Here is an 18122-nt window from a genome sequence, read left to right as displayed (position 1 = left end):
ATCGGTGATCGGCGTTCGCGGCGGTGAAGCCGGTGATCATGCCGGATTCGCGTAGTACGAGGCCAGCACCTCGGCGGCCGCGCCGCGGGTGACGATCTCCTCGCCGGAGGCGTCTTCGACGACGTCGATGCGCTGCCAGTGCGGCGCCGGCAGCAGTTCCCCGAGCCGGGCCGAAACGGCTTCGCGGTGGACGCCCGGCTCGTCGCGGACCGCCCGGCCGGCCAGCACGATCTGCTCCAGGTCGAGCACCTGCACGAGGTCGGCCAGGCCGATGCCGAGGAAGCCCGCGGCGGTCCGGGTGTCGGGGGCCTGCTTGGCCATGATCTCGACGCAGCCGCGTCGCCCGCAGGCGCAGCGCGGCCCGTCGTAGGCGATCGTGGTGTGCCCGAACTCGCCCGCGTTGGTCCGCGGGCCGCGGTAGAGCCGCCCGTCGATCAGCAGGCCGACGCCGATCCCGGTGCCGGCGAGGATCACCGCGGTCGCCGTCGGCTCGCCGTGTGGCCAGAGCCGGGCGAACGCGGCGGCGTTCGTGTTCTTGTCCAGCGTCACCGGCAGCCCGGTGCGCTGCTCGAGGAGGGCCCGCAGCGGGACGTCGTGCCAGCCGGGCATGTTCGTCGCGTCGCGGACCAGGCCCGCGCGGTGGTCCAGCGGGCCGACCGCGCCGATGCCGAGGCCGAGCACGTCGAAGCCGTCGGCGAGTTCGAGCGCGGTGGCGCCGATGGCCTCGACGGCCTGCGCGGGCGTGAAGCCGGGCGGGAGCGGGCCGCCCGCCCCCTCTTCGATCTCGCCGAGGAGGTTGGTGCGCACCACGTGGAACTCGTCGCGGTCGAGGCGGGCGCCGAGCGCGTGCTTGGCGCCGGCCCGGATACGCAGCCGCGTGCGGGGCTTGCCGACGCCGGTGGACGGCTGGCGCTGCTCGTCCAGCAGGCCGGTGTCGAGCAGTTCGGGCACGATCTTGGAGACGGCCTGCTGGGTGAGCCCGGTGCGTTCGGCCAGCTCGACGCGGCTGAGCCCGCCGGCGCGCAGGATGTGCGTGAGCAGGAGGGCACGGTTGTGGTCGCGCATGTCGCGCAGGTTCACTCCGGTGTCCGCCATGGACAGGATCTTCGCACGTCTGGTCAATTAGGCAACGCTGTTGTTTAATAGGGGCATGGCGGACGATTTGCGGGTGGGCATCCTCGGGTACGGCATCGGGGGACGCGTCTTCCACGCGCCCCTGGTGGCGGCGACGCCCGGGCTGACCCCGGCGGTGATCACGACGTCGAGCAGCGCCGCCCAGGCGCGCACCGACCACCCGGGCGCGGAGATCGTGCCCGATGCCGACGCGTTGTTCGAGCGCGCCGGCGACCTCGACCTCGTCGTCGTCAGCACGCCCAACCGCACGCACGTGCCGCTCGCGCTGCGGGCGATCGAAGCCGGCCTGCCCGTGGTCGTGGACAAGCCGTTCGCCCCGACCGCGGCCGAAGCCGAGCGGGTCGTCGCCGCGGCGAAGGCGGCGGGCGTCGGCCTGACCGTCTTCCAGAACCGGCGGCTCGACTCCGACTTCCTCACCGTGCGGAAGGTCCTCGGCTCCGGCCGGCTCGGCGAGGTGTTCCGCTTCGAGTCCCGCTACGACCGCTGGGTGCCGAAGCCCAAGGACAACTGGCGTGAGTTCGGCGACCCGGCCGAGGCCGGCGGCCTGCTCTACGACCTCGGCGCGCACATCGTCGACCAGGCGCTGCAGCTGTTCGGCCCGGTCACCCGGGTCTACGCGGAGGTCGACCGCCGCCGGGCCGGCGTCCAGGTCGACGACGACGTCTTCGTCGCCCTGCACCACGCGAACGGCGTCCGGTCGCACCTGTGGTCCTCGGCGCTCGCCGGCATGCAGAACCCGCGGTTCCGGGTGCTCGGCGACCGGGCGACGTTCACCAAGTACGGCCTGGACGTGCAAGAACCGCAGATCAAGGCCGGGCTGCGGCCCGGGGACGCGGGCTGGGGCGAAGAGCCGGCGGCGGACGCCGGGAAGCTCGGCGTCGGCACGGACGTCGAGACCGTCCCCACCGAAACCGGCCGCTACGAGCAGTTCTACGCCCAGGTGCGCGACGCGCTGCGCGGCGAAGGCGAGTTCCCGGTCGACCCCGAGTCGTCGGTCGCGGCCCTGCGCGTGATCGAGGCCGCCCACCGCTCCGGCGTCGAAGGCACCGTGGTCGAAGTCTGACCCCCCTGACCGGCCGTGACCTCGGTGACCCCCAGCTCCGAGGTCACGGCTTCCTTCTTTTCAGCACCACGAAGGCCGTGCCCAGCACGAGCACGCCGCCGGCCACCCACAGCGCGATGACCCACCACGGAGTGCCCGTGTCCGGCTCGGTGGACAACGCCGCCACCGGGTCGATCAGCCCGTAGCCGTATTCGTTGTCCCGCCCCGGCGCGCCGAGGTCCTTCGCCGTCCGGGCCAGCTGGTCGGTGACCTGCGCCGCGGTCAGGTCCGGGTACCGCGACCGCACGAGCGCGACCACACCCGACACGATCGCGGCGGCCTGGCTGGTGCCCGATGTCGGCGCCGTTTCGCCGGGGCGAGATGTCGAGATGTCGACACCTGGCGCAGCGAAACTTACCTCCGGGCCGGACACGCTGACGTCGTCGCGGAACTTGCCCGCGCGGTCGACCGCCGACACCGCCAGCACGCCGGGACGGTCCGCCGGGCTGGTCACCTCGCGGTCCTGGCCCGCGTTCCCCGCCGCGGCGACGACGACCACGTCGTGGTCACGCGCGTAGTTCACGGCTTCGTCGTACTCGGTGGACCGTCCGCCGCTGCCCAGCGACAGGTTGACGACCTTCGCGCCCTGGTCCACCGCCCAGCGGACGGCGGCGACCGCGTCCGCCGGGCCACCGGTCAGCCGGGCCGGCAGGAGCTCCGCCTTCGGGGCGACCCCGCGGGTGCCGGCGGTCCCGCGGCCGGCGATCAGCAGCGCCATCGTCGTCCCGTGCCCGATGGCGTCGCCCGGCGGCGCGCCGAGGTCGGGGAAGTCCGCGCCGGGCCGCACCGCGCCGTCGAGGTCGGGGTCCGCGGCGACGCCGGTGTCGATCAGACCGACCCGCACCCCGGCGCCTTCGGAGAGCTGCCAGGCCGCGGGCAGCCCGAGCTCGTCCGCCCAGTACGGACCCGCGGCGTCCGCGGTCGCCGGCATAGCCAGCAGGACGGCGAGAGTGAGGGGAACGAGTTTCCGCATGGCCTTCCCGACGGACGGTCGCGGGACGGGCGTCCCGCGACCATCCTGGCAGACCGGGGAGGTCAGGGGCCGAAATTCGCCTGGCCGGTGTCGTTCCCGTTGCCCCGCCCCGGCCCACGGCCGTCACGCCGGTCGCGACCGCGTTGCTGCTGTTGCTGTTGTTGCTGCTGCTGGTTCTGGTTGCCGCGGCCGACGGTGAAGTCCTGCTGCTGCTCCTGGAACTGCTGCTGTTGTTGCTGCTGCTGGAGCTGCAACTGGAACTGGTCGTCCTGCGGCGCGGTGATCGCCTGGACGCGGTCGAAGCGCTCGCCCGGCTTCCCGGCCAGGTAGAGCTGCATGAACCGCTGCCACACCGGGCCGGCCACGACGGACGGCGTCAGCGGCGCGCCAGTGGGGCCGTGCAGTGCCTTGTCGCCGTCGCTGCCCACCCACACCGCGGCCGACACCGACGGCGTGTAGCCCACCATCCACGTCTGGGAGTTCGTGTTCGCCGCGGACGCCGGTTCGTCGTCGCCCGGGGTGTGCTGCTGGGTGCCGGTCTTGCCGGCGCACTCGTGCCCGGACGGGCAGGTCAGCCGCGAGAACGGGATCACCGGCGCCAGCGCGGCGGTGACGTTCCCGGCGATCTGCCTGCTCTTGCCGCGGTCGTTGTCCGCGAACGCTTCCGTCGCGTGCGTGTCGGCCTCGTAGGCGGTCTCGCCTTGGGCGTTGGTCACCTTCTGCACGAAGTGGCGGCCGCGCTGGAGCCCGCCGGAGGCGAACGTCGCGTACCCCGCGGCCATGTCAGCGGGAGTGACGGCGGTCTGGCCGCCGCCGATGGAGATGTTGTTGTCCCCGGTGAACAGCACGCTGCGGCCGCCGTTGTCCTTCGTGCGGATGCCCGCCTCCTGCGCGGCCTCGGCCACGCCCGACGGCTTGGTCACGTTGAGCACCATGTCGTAGAAGACGGTGTTGGTGGACCGCTGCATCGCCTCGGCCACCGTGCACGTCTCCGAGCAGCTGCTGGTGGTCCCGGCGTTGCGCACCGGCAGCGGCACGTCCGGGAACGACCGCGGCGACCGGCCGTCGAACACGGCGTTGAGACCGCGGCCGCCCTTGAGGAAAGCGGTGAGGTCGAACGGTTTCATCGACGACCCGGGGTTGTGCGGTTCGTCCGCCCAGTCGCGCCCGGCCTGGTCCTCGCCGTTGGGGCCCTTCACGATCGGTGCCCCGCCGTAGTAGGCGAGCATGCCGCCGGACTGCGGGTCGACGGCGACGAGCGCGTCGAGGATGCGGTCGTCGGTCTGCCCGGCCATGCCCTGCGCGACGGCCTTCTCGGCGGCGTCCTGCGCCTTCGAGTCGATCGTCGTGAACACCTGGAACCCGCCCGCGTAGTACTTCTCCTCGGGGATGCCCGCGGCCGCGAGCTCGGCCTTGACCTGCTTCTTGATGAACGGGTTGATCGTGGTCCCCTGCCGCGATTCGACGAGCGGTACCGGCGTCGGGAACTTCGCTGCCTTGCGGTCGGCCGCGGTGAGGTAGCCGTTGCGCTGCATGCGGTCCAGGGCGGTGTTCCACCGGTCGCGCGCCACGGTGGCGTTTTCCGACCGGCCCGGCTGCTGGATCAGCCCGGCGAGCAGCGCGGACTCGGAGAAGTTCAGCTGGGCGGCGTCCTTGCCGAAGTACGCCTGCGCCGCCGCCTGGATGCCGTACGCGCCGCGGCCGAAGTAGATGGTGTTGAGGTAGGCGGTGATGATGTCCGCCTTCTCGTAGGTCTGGTTCATCTTGAACGACTTCGCCAGCTCGACCCACTTGCGGGTCAGTGTCGGCGCGTCGTCGCCGGTGGCCTTCTTGATGTACTGCTGCGAGATCGTCGACCCGCCGCCGGACCCGCCGGTGGCCTGGTTGTAGGCGGCCCGCAGGATGCCGGAGACGTCGAACCCGGAGTTGGTCTCGAAGGACGCGTCTTCGGTGGCGATCACGGCCTTCTTGACGACGTCGGGGATCTGCGCGGAGCTGAGGATCTGCCGGTTCCCGCCGGCGGGCACGTCCTTGCCCATCTCGGTGCCGTCGGCGTAGAGGTAGGTGACCGCCTGGCCCTGCGACTGCGCGACCTTGTCCGGCGAAGGCACGTCGACGGCGAAGTAGGTGACGACGAACGCGACCGCGGGCACGACGAAGCACAGGCCGGCCAGCACGTACACCACCCGGCGCACGGTCTTCCAGCGGCGCCGGCGGCGCTGGTCCGTCGGCGGGGCGCCGTCGGCGGGTTCGTCCGGTACGGGCAGTTCGCCCGGCAGCGGCGGGAGGGGCCGGCGTGGCTGGTAACGACCACGCGGAACCGGCCGCCGGCCGGGCCTCGAGCGATTTCGGTCGGTGTACACGGGCCGTCCTCGGTACGCAAGTGGGCTGCGGGCGCAGACCCCTCGACACTCCACACGGACCACGGGCGGCTGTGGTTCACCGGAACGGGCCCGGCAGGCGGGGTGCCTGCCGGGCCCGGTCGATCAGGGCTGGCTCATGGTCTTGAACCACCACTGGGTGTCGTCGAGCACGTGGTCACCGTCCACAACAGGGGCGCGTTGCGTCATCGGCGCGCCGATCGTCGTGGCGGAGTCCTTCGGCCCGACGATCAGGCCGCTCTTCACGTTGTCCAGGCCTTCCGACGAGGCCGGGTCGGTGTTCTCGAGGTCGGCGAAGCTCCACTGCTGAGCTGTGTCGTTCACGTTGCAGGTCGCTTCGACGATCGCCGCTCCGCTGGCCGTGCTGCCTCCGGCGGGCGTGAGGCAGAGGTAACTACCACGGTCGACGATCTGCACGATGTGCCTCAGGTCGGTACCGCTGCCTTCGGTGCGCAGCTCCTTGAGGTGCCAGTAGTTCGCGCTGAACGCGGTGCACGTCCGCTGCTCGACCACCGCGCCGTTGGCCGGGGTGTTGCCGTGCAGCATCAGGCACAGGTTCGAGCCGAAGTTCCGGAACGACGGGTTGTAGTCGCCCGGGTTGTCGACACCGTAGGCGGGTTCGAGCGCGGCGGCGTCCCACGCCACCTTCTTCGTCCCGTCACCGGTCGAGTCGATCGTGCTCAGGTGCACCTTCGGCACACCGCTGAACGGGTAGACACCCAGATCCATCCAGCGGTTCCCGGAGTTCACCTGGGATGCGTAGACCTGGACCGGGCCGTTGGCCGTGTCGATCGTGTAGGTCACCGACCCGCCGTCGGCCATGTGGTCCGGGACGTGCACCTTCACCCTCGCCAGGCCGTCGATCGCGTCGAACGTCCAGGTGCCGGTGATCTGCAGCTTGCGGCCCTCGACGTTGTCGCCGCGGGTGTGGCTGAACCAGAAGTGCGAGCCGTACCCGCCGCCGAGCTGGTGCAGGTCGATCTTCGAGGCCTCGAACCCGTTCGCGTCCTTGGCGAAGGCGAAGTCGAAGCTGCCGTAGTTCTTGCCGATCCCGTTGCAGTTCGGGTTCTGGATCGGATGGGTCGAGCCGGGCACGTCGTCGACGGTCAGCGCGTTACCGGCCAGCCCGACGGTGTTGCAGGCGGGCGGGTAGCTCGTGCCGTTCGCCTGTTCCGCCGCGTAGTCCGGGTAGTCGTAGCGGATCTTTTCGAACCCGCACTCCCTGGCGCAGTTGGCCTTGAAGGTGACCGGACTGTGCACCCAGCACTTGAGGTCGTTCAGGCCGGCGCTGTTCTTGTGCGCGCACGGACCGTACGGCTCACCCTTGACGTCGGGCGCTTGCGGCTCGTTCGAAGTACCCCACTGGCAGCCGGTGTCCGCGATGCAGAATAGCTGCGGTGCCGGAACCGCCGTCGCCCGGAAGCTGTCGGTGAGCCACTGGGCCGGCCGGAAGAACGGCACCTCGACACCCGGCGCCTCGTAACCGCTCGGCGGGTAGGAGGCGAAGCCGAGCACCTTCTCCTCGTACGGCCACTGCTGCGGGTGCGCGAAGTCGTGCGGGTCGCTGCCGAACGCGTGGCGGCTCGGGCTGTAGCGCGGGTTGGCCGGGTTGTTCAGCCAGCCGAGCCCGTACGCGCCGTTGGCACCGGATTCGCCCGGGTTGTGGTAGCCGGAGTTGTACGCCCAGGTCGCATAGAACCAGTTCTCGATACTCGTCGGGTCGTTGTTGTTCACCGTCATCCCGAGGGTCTGCATCTGGTTCCACTTCGAGACGAGGACCTGGAGCCCGACGGCGACGTTCGCGGCGTAGTCGGTGCCCGCCGCGATCTGCTGGCTCGCCGACAGCAGCGTCTCACCGGGCTTGGCGTGCCCGGCCAGCCGCATACCGTCGGTGATCTGCGAGACGCCGTAACCGCAGTCAGCATCGTCCCAGTGGATGTCCCAGTCATTGCCCGCGTCGGCGTCGTAGATGTCGAGGCCGTAGTAGTTGCCGATCAGTGCGTTGCCGGTCTCACCGGGCAGCGCGTACCGGCTTGCCTGCCACAGGTTCGACTCCTGGCCGAGGATGCCGAGCAGGATTTGGGCGGGCACCTGGCCGCCGGGCGACAGCGCGACCGGCGGGAACATCCCCTGCGGGGTGTAGGCGCTGATGCCGTTGCCGTTCCAGTTCGCCGGGCGCGAGTTGTACAGATGGCTCTTGACCGCCATGTCGGCCGCCCACTCCACCTGCTTCGGTTTGGGCTGGTACACCTGCACGGCGGGGTTGTTGCGCGGCACCGAACACGTCCGGGCCGGGTCGGTGGTGTCGCTCCAGCGCGGCTTCGGCGTCGAACCGGGGTTGAAGCTGAAGCCGAGTGCCTTGCCGGTCTTCGTGCTCCGGCCTTCGATGTGCACCTGCTCCGGCACGGCCGGGTCCGCGTTGGTGATCTGCGTCTGGCTGTGGGTGACGGCGGCTTCGCCGAGCGTCGAGACCTCGCTGGTCGCGGGGATGTCCAGCTTCCGCACCTGCGCGGGCAGCGCGGCCAAGGTGTCCGCCTGGCCGGTGATGAACACCTGACCGGCCCCGCTCCCGACGTCGAGCGCGCCGGCTTTCCCGCTGGCCAGCGCGGTGACGGCCGGCTTGCCGCCGGCGCCGGGCGCCACGCGGAAGACACGGGCCTTGTCCTTGTCCCGGTCCATGAACACGACGCCGCCGGCTGAGTCGGCGCGAACGCCGGACGGCACGCCGCCGGTGTCCTTGACCAGCCGGATCAGGTCGCCGTTGTCAGCCGCCTTCAGCAGGCCCAGCCGGTCCGCCACGACGAATCCGCCCGCAGTCGGCGTCGCCGAGGTGACCTGACCGGCGAACTCCTTGCGGGGGCTCAGCTTGCCGGTCGCCGCATCGACGACGAGCACTCCGGTCTTGCCCAGGTCCTCGTCGGCTTCCTGGGTCAGCGCGGCGGTTTCCCCGGCGCCGCACCCCGGGTTGTAGTACGCGAGCGACGTGCGCACCGGCAGGTTGGTGACCGCGCCGGTGGTGAGGTCGACGACCGCGGTGAGACCGCCGCGGCCGGTCAGCGCTTCCTTGTTGGTGAACCGGCGGGGCGCGTAGACGACGACGGCCCGCTGGCCGGAACCGGTCACGCAGGCGTTGCCGATCCACTGGTCGACGTCAGCGTTCGGCTTGCCGAGGGTGGCGGCGGTCCGCCAGGTGTAGCCGGTCTTGGCCTCGGCCACGAGGACGTGGAACCCGGACGCGTCGCTGCTGGTGGTCCAGAGCCGGTCGCCGGAGCGCTGCCAGCCCTGTCCGAGCAGCTCGTCGCGCTTGCCGGGGTCGACGGCAGGCGGATCGACGGGTGGGGCCGGGGTCGTGTTGCCCTGCACCGCGCCGGGCGGCAGCACGGGCATCGCATCGGGGTCGGCCGCGGCGGTCATCATCGGTGTCAGCGTGAGGAAGGCCAGTGCCGCTACCGCGGCTTTCGGCCAGCTTCGTCTCATTTTTTCCCTCTCTCGCACGCCGGGTGCGCCGAATTCACGGTTGCCGGGGAAACCGGCATACGAAATCCTTTGAATGCGCGGACTGGTGAAACGAGAAAGCCTTATCCGACGGAGCAGCAGAAAGCTCGACGCGGATCGGTGCAGGAAAATGGCACAAGCCGGCCAGTGAACACGATTCTCCCCCGGGTACTGCTGTGACGCCGGTGCCTCCCCGTGCTCCGGCGGTCGTGGCCAGGGCAAACACCCCAGCGCACTCGATCATCAAAGCTTTCGTCGATCAACTCACGCCAGCCTCCATTCGGGTGCAATTACGGACAAAACGCCCGACTGTCGGAGGTGGTGCTCGTCTTCAGGGGTGGCCGGACGCAATGCGCCGAGCGCTCTGCTCCATTGGAAGCAATTCACTTTTCGTCCTTGATCACACCGGTGTTCGTCAGGCAGGCTGCGAACCGTTGGGGTTTATCGATCATGATTTACCGAAGGGGGAAGTAATGTCTGGAAGACGTCTTGCCGGGGTGCTCGCGGCCACGGCGTTGTCCTTGCTCGGTGGCGCGGTGTCGGCGGGTGCGGCGCAGACGCACCCGGATTTCCGCGCGGAAGCCGTGGCGGCGGGGCTGACCGCCGACCAGGCCGCGGCGCTGCAGGCGAAGGCGGACAGCTACCTCGCCACGACCGGCGGGAAGCAGATCGCGCCGAACAAGATCGATCTCGGCGGCAACGCCACCATCGCGCTCACCGTGCCGGGTGAGACAAAGGTCCGGAACCTGAAGACGACGAACACCGCGGCCGACTGGGACCCGTGCTTCTACGGCGAGCAGCACGCCAAGGACGGGTACTTCTGTGCGTACAGCCAGGAGTGGTACATGGGCGACGTGATCGAGGCGTACAACTGCGCCAGCTACCCGCTGCCGAACTGGACCGGCACCGGTTCGTGGATCAACGAGCAGACGTCGGGCACGCGCGCCAGGTTCTACGGCAAGTCCGGGAACCTGCTCTACACGACGCCGGTGCCCAACAGCTTCGACGAGTCGTACTACTGGGGTCCGGTGTGGAGCATCCGGAACTGCTGACGCCGTAGGGGAAAACGCAAAGGCCCCGCACTCTTCGTGAGTGCGGGGCCTTTGCGTCAGCCGGTTTCCGAGCCTGGTGGCCGGGCGAATCCGTCACCGCCGGGCAGCGGCGGGGTTGGGCCGCCCGTGCCCGGCGGACCCGGCCGCGACTTGGTCGGCTTGGTCGGGCTCGACTCGGTCTCGGTGTTCGGCTCCGTGCTCGGCTGGCTCGGCGTCGTGGTCGGCGTCTCGGTCGGCGTCGGCGTGTCGGACGGCTTCGACGCCGTCGTGGTCACGTCGTTGGGGTCCTTGCCGATCGGCTCGACCTTGTCGAACTTCTCCGGCTGGGTCCCGTCCAGGTACTCCTTCATGAACTGTTCCCAGATGGGACCCGGGTAGGTACTACCGAAGATGGGCTTGTTCTGGTTGTCGTGCAGGGGTCGGTTGCCGTTGCCGCCGACCCAGGCCGCCGCCGAGACCGACGGCGTGTAGCCGACCATCCACGTCTGCGCGTTGCGGTTCGCGTAGCTCGCCGGGTCGCCTTGCTGCACGTCGTACTGCTGCGTACCGGTCTTGCCCGCGCACTGGTGACCGGCCGGGCAGTTCAGGTGCGAGTGGGTGATGACCGGGCCGAGGGCCGTGGTCACGTTGCCCGCGATCTGCGCGGTCTTCTGCGCGTCGCCGTCGAACGCCGGCTTGGCCTGGTACTTGCTCTCGTCGAACTCGACTTCGTCCTGGGCGTTGGTCAGCTTGGCGACGAAGTGGGCGTCCCGGCGCATGCCCTCGCCGGCGAACGTCGCGTAGCCCGCGGCCATGGCCTCCGGGGTGGCCACGGTGGCGCCACCACCGAGCGCGATGTTGATGTCCTGGCTCATCTGCGGTGACGTCGGCACACCCGCCTCGTTGGCGGCCTGGGCCACGCGCGCCGGCTTCGTCACGTTGAGCACCATGTCGTAGAACACGGTGTTCGCGGAGATCTCCATCGCCGTCGCCACGGTGCACTGCGGACCGCAGCTGGCGCTGTCACCCGCGTTGCGCAGCGGGGACTTGCGGCCGGGGAACATCCGGTTGTTCGACCCGTCGAAGGTGTCGCCGAGGCCCTTGCCCATCTTGAGGTAGGCGGTGAGGTCGAACGCCTTGAACGACGAGCCCGGGTTCTGCGGCACTTTGGCCCAGTCCTCGGCGACCTTGTCCTTGCCGTCGTCGCCCTTCACCACGTCCGGGCCGCCGTAGTACGCGAGGATGCCGCCGGTCTTCGGGCTCACCGCGACCAGTGCGCCCAGGAGTTCGGGGTCGCTCTGGCCCTTCATCTTGTTCGTGACCGCGTCCTCGGCCGCCTTCTGCGCCTTCGGATCGATGGTGGTGTAGACCTTCGCGCCGGTCGCGTGCAGCTTGGTGCTGTCGTAGCCCTCGGCGGCCAGCTCCTCGTCGATCCGCTGCTGGATGTGGTACGGCATCGACTGGCCGGTGTCCTTGGTGACCTTCGGGATCGGCGTCGGGAACTGCGCGGCCGCGCGCTCGTCGGCGCGCAGCCACTTGTTGGCCACCATCTGGTCCATCACGTAGTTCCAGCGCCGCGTGGCGTAGTCCTGGTTCTCCGACTTGCTCGGGCCCTGGATCAGACCGGCCAGCAACGCGGCTTCGGACGCGCTGAGGTCCTTGACGTCCTTGTTGAAGTAGGCCTTCGCGGCCGCCTGGATGCCGTTCGCGCTGCGTCCGAAGTAGACGATGTTCAGGTAGCCCGTGATGATCTCTTCCTTGGACTCCTGGTTGTTCATCTTGAACGACTTGGCCAGCTCGGTCCACTTCCGGCTGAGGCTGGGGGCGTCGTTCTCGGTGGCCTTCTTGATGTACTGCTGGGAGATGGTCGACCCACCACCCTGGCCACCGGTGGCCTGGTTGTACACCGCGCGCAGGATGCCGGTGACGTCGAAGCCGGAGTTGGTCTCGAAGGTCGCGTCCTCGGCCGAGTACACGGCGTGCTTGACGACGTCGGGGATGTCGCCCGGCTTGAGCAGCTGACGGTCACCGCCCTTGGGCAGCGACTTGCCCATCACCGTCTTGCCATCGGCGTAGTAGTAGGTGACCGGCTGGCTCTGCAGTGCGGCGACGCTCTCCGGCGTCGGCACGTCGACCATGAAGTACGTGATCACGAACGCGATCGCCGGGACGACGAAGAAGACGCCGACGCACGCGTACGCGACGCGGCGGATGATCTTCCAGCGGCGCTTCTTCCGCTGCGCCGGCGTGAGGACCCGGCGGCCCTTCTCGTCGAGCTCCGGCTGGGGCTCGACGTCGTCGGCGAACTCGTCGAAGCGCCGGTCGTCGTCGTACGAGTCGTACGCGTCCTCGGTCCCGTTGTGCGCGTGGTGGGTGATGAGATCCGGCTCACGCTCGGTCTGCGGTTCCGGACGGCGGCCGCCGGGCGGCGGCTGCCGGAAGCCCTGCGGCGGCGAGCCGGGCGGGGCTCCGGAACGGCGTCCGGGCGGGGGCGGCTGACGGCGGTTGCCGCCGGGCGGTGTCTGCGGACGTCGTGCCTGGTCGTTCGGCCGCTGCGGGCCGCCTTCGTCGCCGGCGGGCCAAGCGGGCCCGGACTGCCGCGCGCCACCGCGAGCCGGGTTGGCTCGCCGGGCGGGTTCACCGGGCCACGCCGGTCCCGCGTCTTCGCCCGGCCACTGGGCACGGCGAGGTGCGTCTGGCTCCTGGTTGGGCCAGGAGCGGTTGTGGTCGTCGGTCACGGACGGTCCTCCCGGATCAGTACCCGCAGGGGCACTGACCTGCGCGTTGCGTTGGTCGTACGGTGGCTCACCGGCCTGTGGTCCTTCGCGGACTCGCCGGTTCCCCTGTGCCCAGGACGTATGACCGGACCAAGTGGTTCCAGTGGCATGCCCGGCACACTTCGACGTCGTACACGGTGAACTCCCCGAACGAGCCCGCCATCCTGGCCAGCTCCTCCGGGGTCCGCGCCGAGCCCGCGACGTGCTTGAGCTCGTCACCGTAGACCCAGGACACCAGGGTCAGGGGTTCCTGGCGGCAGATCGGGCAGGGCTGGTCACCGGCGCGGCCGTGGAACTTCGCCGCTCGCAGCAGGTACGGGCTCGCGTCGCAGGCTTCGTAGCTGCCGACGCGCCCGGAGCGGACTTCGGCCAGCAGCGCACGGCGCTGCAGCGCGTAGTCCACGACCTGCCGCTGGTTATTCACGAGGACAGAGTACGGGCTCTTCCTGTGGGATCCACGCCCCCTAGCGGCACCAGGCCGCGGACCGGGGCGGACACGCCGGACGTTCGATAACTCTCCGGTGAATTTCGCCCCCACCGGCTATGGGGGTTCCGGGTGGCGGAGCCCCCGGCTCGGGGCGAAGCCCCGGAACACGCGGGTAATCAGTCAGGGTTAGCTTCGCCACTTCGATGTATCGGGGCGATATAGTGGCTGAGTAGGTTGGATCGAGGCGATCGTTCGGAGCAACGCCGGTCGTCTCGGTTTGTTCCCGAAAGGGGGTGCGGTGTGCTGGAGTTCGCGATCCTGGGTCTTCTGCACGAAGCGCCCATGCACGGGTACGTGCTGCGCAAGCGGCTGCACGAGACGCTCGGCACGTTCCGGACGTTCTCGTACGGCTCGCTGTACCCGACCCTGCGGAAGCTGCTTCGGGCCGGGTACCTGGTCGAAGAGCTGGACGAGGCCGACGACCGGGCGTGGTCGCGGCGCGGACGGCGGGTCTACAAGCTCACCGCGGAGGGCAAGGAGCGCTTCGGCGAGCTGCTCGGCGACGCCGGGCCGCAGACCTGGGACGACGAGGGTTTCGGCGTCCACCTGGCGTTCTTCTCGCGGACCCCGGCCGACGTGCGGATGCGGATCCTCGAGGGCCGCCGCCGCCGCGTCGAGGAACGCCGTGAGGGCATGCGGGCGGCGCTGGCCAGGGCCGAGGAGAAGATCGATCGCTACACCCGCGAGCTGCACCGGCTGGGGCTGGAGACGAGCGAGCGGGAGGTGCGCTGGCTCAACGAGCTGATCGCGCACGAACAAGCCGAACGGCAGGGTCCGGAGACCTGAGCCGCCCGGCCCGGGCCGCAGCGTCGCGGCACAGACCTACTGAACAGACACGGATTGAAGGAGAAACCCCCATGGGCGAGAACCGCCGCGTACGGGTGGCCATCGTGGGCGTCGGCAACTGCGCGGCGTCGCTGGTCCAGGGTGTCCAGTACTACCGCGACGCGGACCCGGCCACCCGCGTCCCCGGTCTGATGCACGTCGACTTCGGCGGGTACCACGTCCGCGACATCGAGTTCGTCGCCGCGTTCGACGTGGACGCCAAGAAGGTCAGCCGCGACCTGTCCGAGGCCATCTTCGCCTCGGAGAACAACACCATCAAGATCGCCGACGTGCCGCCGCTGGGCGTCACGGTCCAGCGCGGTCACACCCACGACGGGCTCGGCCGCTTCTACCGCGAGACGATCGAGGAGTCCGACGAGACCCCGGTCGACGTCGTCGCCGCGCTGCGCGAGGCGCAGGCCGACGTGCTCGTGTCGTACCTGCCGGTGGGCTCCGAGGTGGCGGACAAGTTCTACGCCCTTGCCGCGATCGACGCCGGCGTGGCGTTCGTCAACGCGCTGCCGGTGTTCATCGCCTCCGACCCCGAGTGGGCGAAGAAGTTCGAAGACGCGGGCGTCCCGATCGTCGGCGACGACATCAAGTCCCAGGTCGGCGCCACCATCACGCACCGCGTGCTGGCGAAGCTGTTCGAGGACCGCGGCGTCCAGCTCGACCGGACGATGCAGCTCAACGTGGGCGGGAACATGGACTTCCTGAACATGAAGGAGCTCGAGCGGCTCGAGTCGAAGAAGATCTCGAAGACCCAGTCGGTGACGTCGCAGGTCGACCGCGACCTCGGCAAGGGCAACGTCCACATCGGACCGTCCGACTACGTGCAGTGGCTCGACGACCGCAAGTGGGCCTACGTCCGCCTCGAGGGCCGCGCGTTCGGCGACGTGCCGCTGAACCTGGAGTACAAGCTCGAGGTCTGGGACTCCCCGAACTCGGCGGGCATCATCATCGACGCGGTGCGCGCCGCGAAGATCGCGCTCGACCGTGGCATCGGCGGCCCGATCCTGTCGGCGTCGTCCTACTTCATGAAGTCGCCGCCGGAGCAGTACGACGACGCGACCGCGCGTGACGCCGTGGAGAAGTTCATCCGCGGCGAGCTCGAGCGGTAAGGCTGTCTGCGGAGGGGGCCGTCACCACTGGGTGGCGGCCTTCTTCGCGGCTGCCTGCCGAGGCAGGAAGGGCACACCGTGCCGACCGCCAAGATGAACGAGAGAGACCAGTTGTGACCGCCTCGAATTTCCGCGAATCCTTGTCCCTGGAGCAGATCGAGAACAGCTACGGGGGCGATCCACCTGCCGACGCCACCCGGCTCGTCGCTACTGCACACGCTCTTCGTCGCAGGCCGATCGGCACTCTGGAGGAACACGACGCGCCACCCGGCTCCATCCGGAAGACGATCAACGGCTTCTTGTCCTCGGCCGAGTAGCTCACACAGCCACATCGAGCAGCCGGTCGTGCTTGGCCTCCCGACTTCCCGCCGCGCGGGTCAGGCGTCGGGCGATGACTCCAACGCCCCCGGCAGGTCGGTGATCTTCTTCACCACCGCCGTCGCCTGCTTCAGCACCTCCGGGTCCGGTGGGAAGTGCGGGTTCGGGACCGCGTACACCGCCATCCCCGCCGCCAACGCCGACCGCAGCCCGTTGGTCGTGTCCTCCACCGCGGCGCACTCCGCCGGCGCCACTCCCAGCAGCTCCGCCGCGCGCAGGTACACGTCCGGCGCCGGCTTCCCCGCCCCGACCTGCTCCGACGACACCGCCGCCCCGACTGGCAGCCCCGTCACGTCCAGGAAGCCCTTGATCAGAATCACCGGCGACGAGCTGGCGATCGCCACCGGCCACCGTGCCGACACCTGCCGCACGACCTCCACCGCGCCCGGGATCAACGGTGGCTCCGCCGCGTACCGGGCCGCCATGCGCTTGACCACCAGCGTCGCGATCTCCGGTGGTGACAGCCGCGCGCCCAGCTCCTCCACCAGGTAGCGGGCCCACTCCGGGGTGCTCATCCCCTGCAGTGCCCGCGTGGCCTCCTCGCGCCAGGTGCCGCCGTGCTCGGCGACGACCGCGCGCCGCACTTCGTCCCAGATCCGCTCGGAATCCACCAGTACGCCGTCGAGGTCGAAGATCACCGCTTCCATGCGTCGAGCCTAGCCTGTGAGAGGAGTTACTTAGCTACGCTTACTATTTTTTGTTAGCCTGGCTAAGTGACTTCCGCGATCACCGATCTCGCCCACCGGCTGCGGCCGCTGGTCTTCCGGCTGTACCACCAGGTGCGCCGGCAGACGCCGCAGCTGTCGCTGACCCTCACCCAGGGCTCGGTGCTGAGCGAGCTGGTCAACGGCGGACCGCGGCGGATGAGCGCGCTGGCCGAGTTCGAGCAGGTCAAGCTGCCGTCGATGACGGACGTCGTCGGCCGGCTCGAACGGCTCGGCCTCGCGACCCGGCGCCCGGATCCCGCCGACGGCCGGGCCGTGCTCGTGGACGTCACCGACGAGGGTCGCCGCTTCTACGCCGAGACGGTGGCCGCGCGGGAGGAGTTCCTCCGCGAGCGGCTCATCGCCATGGACGACACCGACCGCGCCGCGATCGAAGCCGCCCTCCCGGCCCTCGCCAAGTTGCTCGTAGTCACCAAGAAGGAGGAACTGATCAGCGATGAGCGCTGAACACCACTCGAGCCTGCTGGACGCCGTCAAGGGCCAGCCCAAGCAGGTGTGGATCACCGCGTTCGCCGCGGTCATCGCCTTCATGGGGATCGGGCTGGTCGACCCGATCCTGCTGTCCATCGCCAAGGGCCTGGACGCGACGCCGTCCCAGGTCACCCTGCTCTTCTCGTCCTACCTCGGCGTCCAGGTCATCGCGATGCTGGTCACCGGCGCGGCGAGTGCCCGCTTCGGCGCCAAGCGGACCGTCCTGGTCGGGCTGACGCTGATCGTCGCGGCCACCGCGCTGTGTTCGGCCGCCGGGTCGATCGAGCAGCTCGTCGGGCTCCGCGCGGTCTGGGGCCTCGGCAACGCCTTCTTCATCGCGACGGCGCTTTCGGTGATCGTCGGCGCCGCGACCGGCGGCCAGTCCGGTGCGATCCTGCTCTACGAGGCCGCCCTCGGGGTCGGCCTGTCGGTCGGGCCGCTGCTGGGCGCGCTGCTCGGCAGCATCTCGTGGCGCGGCCCGTTCCTCGGCACCGCGATCCTGATGGCCGGCGCGCTCGTGCTGTGCGCGGTGTTCCTCAAGAGCGACAAGGACGAGCAGCGCGCACCGATCAAGCTGCTCGACCCGCTGCGCGCGCTCAAGCACACCGGTCTGCTGCGCACCTCCGTCGCCTCGGCGCTGTACACCGCCGCGTTCTTCGCGGTGCTCGCCTGGTCGCCGTTCGTCCTCGGCTGGAGCGCCATCGCCGTCGGGCTCGTGTTCTGCGGCTGGGGCCTGTGCGTCGCCGTCGCCGGGGTCGCCCTCGCGCCGCGGCTCGCCGCCAAGCTGGGTGAGCGGCACGCCGCCGCGGCCGCCGTCTTCGGGTACGCCGTGCTGATGCTGGTGCTCGCCGTGCCGAGCAAGCCGGTGCTGGTCGCCGGGATCGTCGTCTCCGGGCTGGTGTCCGGCCTGCTGAACACGCTGTTCACCGGGACCGCGATGTCGATCAGCGACGCGCCGCGCCCGGTCGCCAGCGCGGGCTACAACTTCTGCCGCTGGCTCGGTGGCGCCGTCGCCGCGACGCTCGTCGGGCACGTCGCCGAGTGGTTCGGCTCGCCGCAGGCGCCGTTCATCGCGTCGGCCGTGCTGTGCGTCGTCGCGGGTGCGCTGCTCTCGCTGCGGGAGAAAACCGCCGACCCGCACAGCGTGCCGCAGGAAGCGGTGCTCGTCGGCGAAGAGTTCTGAACGGGGCCAGTACACCGGACGTTCACCTGAATGTCCGGA

At 70.0% G+C, this 18122-nt stretch carries 14 protein-coding genes; 7 read left to right on the top strand and 7 right to left on the bottom strand.

Features of this window, described 5'->3' with window-relative positions; all coding sequences use genetic code 11:
- Positions 1-36 precede the first annotated feature (36 nt).
- Positions 37-1095, bottom strand: coding sequence for an ROK family transcriptional regulator (locus AB0M93_RS21270; RefSeq protein WP_364276149.1), 1059 nt, complete (start codon positions 1093-1095; stop codon positions 37-39).
- Positions 1096-1150: 55 nt separating this feature from the next.
- Between AB0M93_RS21270 and AB0M93_RS21265 the strand changes: the two genes are divergently transcribed.
- On the top strand, positions 1151-2197 hold the full coding sequence (locus tag AB0M93_RS21265) for a Gfo/Idh/MocA family oxidoreductase (protein ID WP_364275894.1): 1047 nt from the start codon (positions 1151-1153) through the stop codon (positions 2195-2197).
- Between the two features lie 43 nt (positions 2198-2240).
- On the opposite strand, the gene AB0M93_RS21260 is transcribed toward AB0M93_RS21265, so the two are convergent.
- The 3 genes from AB0M93_RS21260 to AB0M93_RS21250 all read right to left on the bottom strand — a co-directional run bounded on the left by AB0M93_RS21260 (position 2241) and on the right by AB0M93_RS21250 (position 9067).
- Positions 2241-3209, bottom strand: a complete 969-nt coding sequence (locus AB0M93_RS21260) for a S8 family serine peptidase (RefSeq protein ID WP_364275893.1) — start codon at positions 3207-3209, stop codon at positions 2241-2243.
- A gap of 62 nt (positions 3210-3271) precedes the next feature.
- On the bottom strand, positions 3272-5572 hold the full coding sequence (locus AB0M93_RS21255) for a transglycosylase domain-containing protein (RefSeq protein ID WP_364275892.1): 2301 nt from the start codon (positions 5570-5572) through the stop codon (positions 3272-3274).
- Between the two features lie 123 nt (positions 5573-5695).
- Positions 5696-9067 (bottom strand): hypothetical protein, encoded by a 3372-nt coding sequence (locus tag AB0M93_RS21250; protein ID WP_364275891.1) that lies wholly within the window; start codon positions 9065-9067, stop codon positions 5696-5698.
- 491 nt (positions 9068-9558) lie between these two features.
- Here AB0M93_RS21250 and AB0M93_RS21245 point away from each other — a divergent pair, with 491 nt between their 5' ends.
- Positions 9559-10137, top strand: a complete 579-nt coding sequence (locus AB0M93_RS21245; RefSeq protein ID WP_364275890.1) for a hypothetical protein — start codon at positions 9559-9561, stop codon at positions 10135-10137.
- 56 nt (positions 10138-10193) lie between these two features.
- On the opposite strand, the gene AB0M93_RS21240 is transcribed toward AB0M93_RS21245, so the two are convergent.
- Both AB0M93_RS21240 and AB0M93_RS21235 read right to left on the bottom strand, forming a co-directional pair.
- Positions 10194-12854: a transglycosylase domain-containing protein gene (locus tag AB0M93_RS21240; RefSeq protein ID WP_364275889.1), complete on the bottom strand. Its 2661-nt coding sequence runs from the start codon at positions 12852-12854 to the stop codon at positions 10194-10196.
- 67 nt (positions 12855-12921) lie between these two features.
- Positions 12922-13317 carry a DUF5318 domain-containing protein gene (locus AB0M93_RS21235; RefSeq protein ID WP_364275888.1) on the bottom strand — a complete coding sequence of 132 codons (396 nt, stop codon included), beginning with the start codon at positions 13315-13317 and terminating at the stop codon, positions 12922-12924.
- A 303-nt stretch (positions 13318-13620) separates the two neighbouring features.
- Here AB0M93_RS21235 and AB0M93_RS21230 point away from each other — a divergent pair, with 303 nt between their 5' ends.
- The 3 genes from AB0M93_RS21230 to AB0M93_RS21220 all read left to right on the top strand — a co-directional run bounded on the left by AB0M93_RS21230 (position 13621) and on the right by AB0M93_RS21220 (position 15643).
- Positions 13621-14166 carry a PadR family transcriptional regulator gene (locus AB0M93_RS21230; protein ID WP_086679623.1) on the top strand — a complete coding sequence of 182 codons (546 nt, stop codon included), beginning with the start codon at positions 13621-13623 and terminating at the stop codon, positions 14164-14166.
- Positions 14167-14237: 71 nt separating this feature from the next.
- Positions 14238-15326, top strand: a complete 1089-nt coding sequence (locus AB0M93_RS21225) for an inositol-3-phosphate synthase (RefSeq protein WP_364275887.1) — start codon at positions 14238-14240, stop codon at positions 15324-15326.
- 113 nt (positions 15327-15439) lie between these two features.
- Positions 15440-15643, top strand: coding sequence for a hypothetical protein (locus tag AB0M93_RS21220; protein ID WP_364275886.1), 204 nt, complete (start codon positions 15440-15442; stop codon positions 15641-15643).
- A 60-nt stretch (positions 15644-15703) separates the two neighbouring features.
- Here AB0M93_RS21220 and AB0M93_RS21215 read toward each other — a convergent pair whose 3' ends face one another.
- A complete protein-coding gene (locus AB0M93_RS21215; protein ID WP_364275885.1) occupies positions 15704-16351 on the bottom strand; it encodes an HAD family phosphatase in 648 nt (215 codons plus the stop codon).
- Positions 16352-16417: 66 nt separating this feature from the next.
- Between AB0M93_RS21215 and AB0M93_RS21210 the strand changes: the two genes are divergently transcribed.
- On the top strand, positions 16418-16876 hold the full coding sequence (locus AB0M93_RS21210) for a MarR family transcriptional regulator (protein ID WP_364275884.1): 459 nt from the start codon (positions 16418-16420) through the stop codon (positions 16874-16876).
- Positions 16866-18083, top strand: coding sequence for an MFS transporter (locus AB0M93_RS21205; RefSeq protein ID WP_364275883.1), 1218 nt, complete (start codon positions 16866-16868; stop codon positions 18081-18083). Before AB0M93_RS21210 ends, AB0M93_RS21205 begins: the two co-directional genes overlap by 11 nt.
- Positions 18084-18122 lie beyond the last annotated feature (39 nt).

The sequence above is a fragment of the Amycolatopsis sp. NPDC051102 genome, assembly GCF_040682815.1.
GTDB lineage: Bacteria > Actinomycetota > Actinomycetes > Mycobacteriales > Pseudonocardiaceae > Amycolatopsis.
The sequence above is the reverse complement of the archived record's forward strand: the minus strand, read 5'-3'. Positions and strand labels throughout refer to the sequence as shown.

Bases quoted from the DNA above. Each gene is read 5' to 3' on its own strand.
- AB0M93_RS21205 (WP_364275883.1), top strand. From the start codon at position 16,866: ATGAGCGCTGAACACCACTCGAGCCTGCTGGACGCCGTCAAGGGCCAG.
- AB0M93_RS21260 (WP_364275893.1), bottom strand. From the start codon at position 3,209: ATGCGGAAACTCGTTCCCCTCACTCTCGCCGTCCTGCTGGCTATGCCG.
- AB0M93_RS21270 (WP_364276149.1), bottom strand. From the start codon at position 1,095: ATGGCGGACACCGGAGTGAACCTGCGCGACATGCGCGACCACAACCGT.
- AB0M93_RS21225 (WP_364275887.1), top strand. From the start codon at position 14,238: ATGGGCGAGAACCGCCGCGTACGGGTGGCCATCGTGGGCGTCGGCAAC.
- AB0M93_RS21250 (WP_364275891.1), bottom strand. From the start codon at position 9,067: ATGAGACGAAGCTGGCCGAAAGCCGCGGTAGCGGCACTGGCCTTCCTC.
- AB0M93_RS21265 (WP_364275894.1), top strand. From the start codon at position 1,151: ATGGCGGACGATTTGCGGGTGGGCATCCTCGGGTACGGCATCGGGGGA.
- AB0M93_RS21215 (WP_364275885.1), bottom strand. From the start codon at position 16,351: ATGGAAGCGGTGATCTTCGACCTCGACGGCGTACTGGTGGATTCCGAG.
- AB0M93_RS21245 (WP_364275890.1), top strand. From the start codon at position 9,559: ATGTCTGGAAGACGTCTTGCCGGGGTGCTCGCGGCCACGGCGTTGTCC.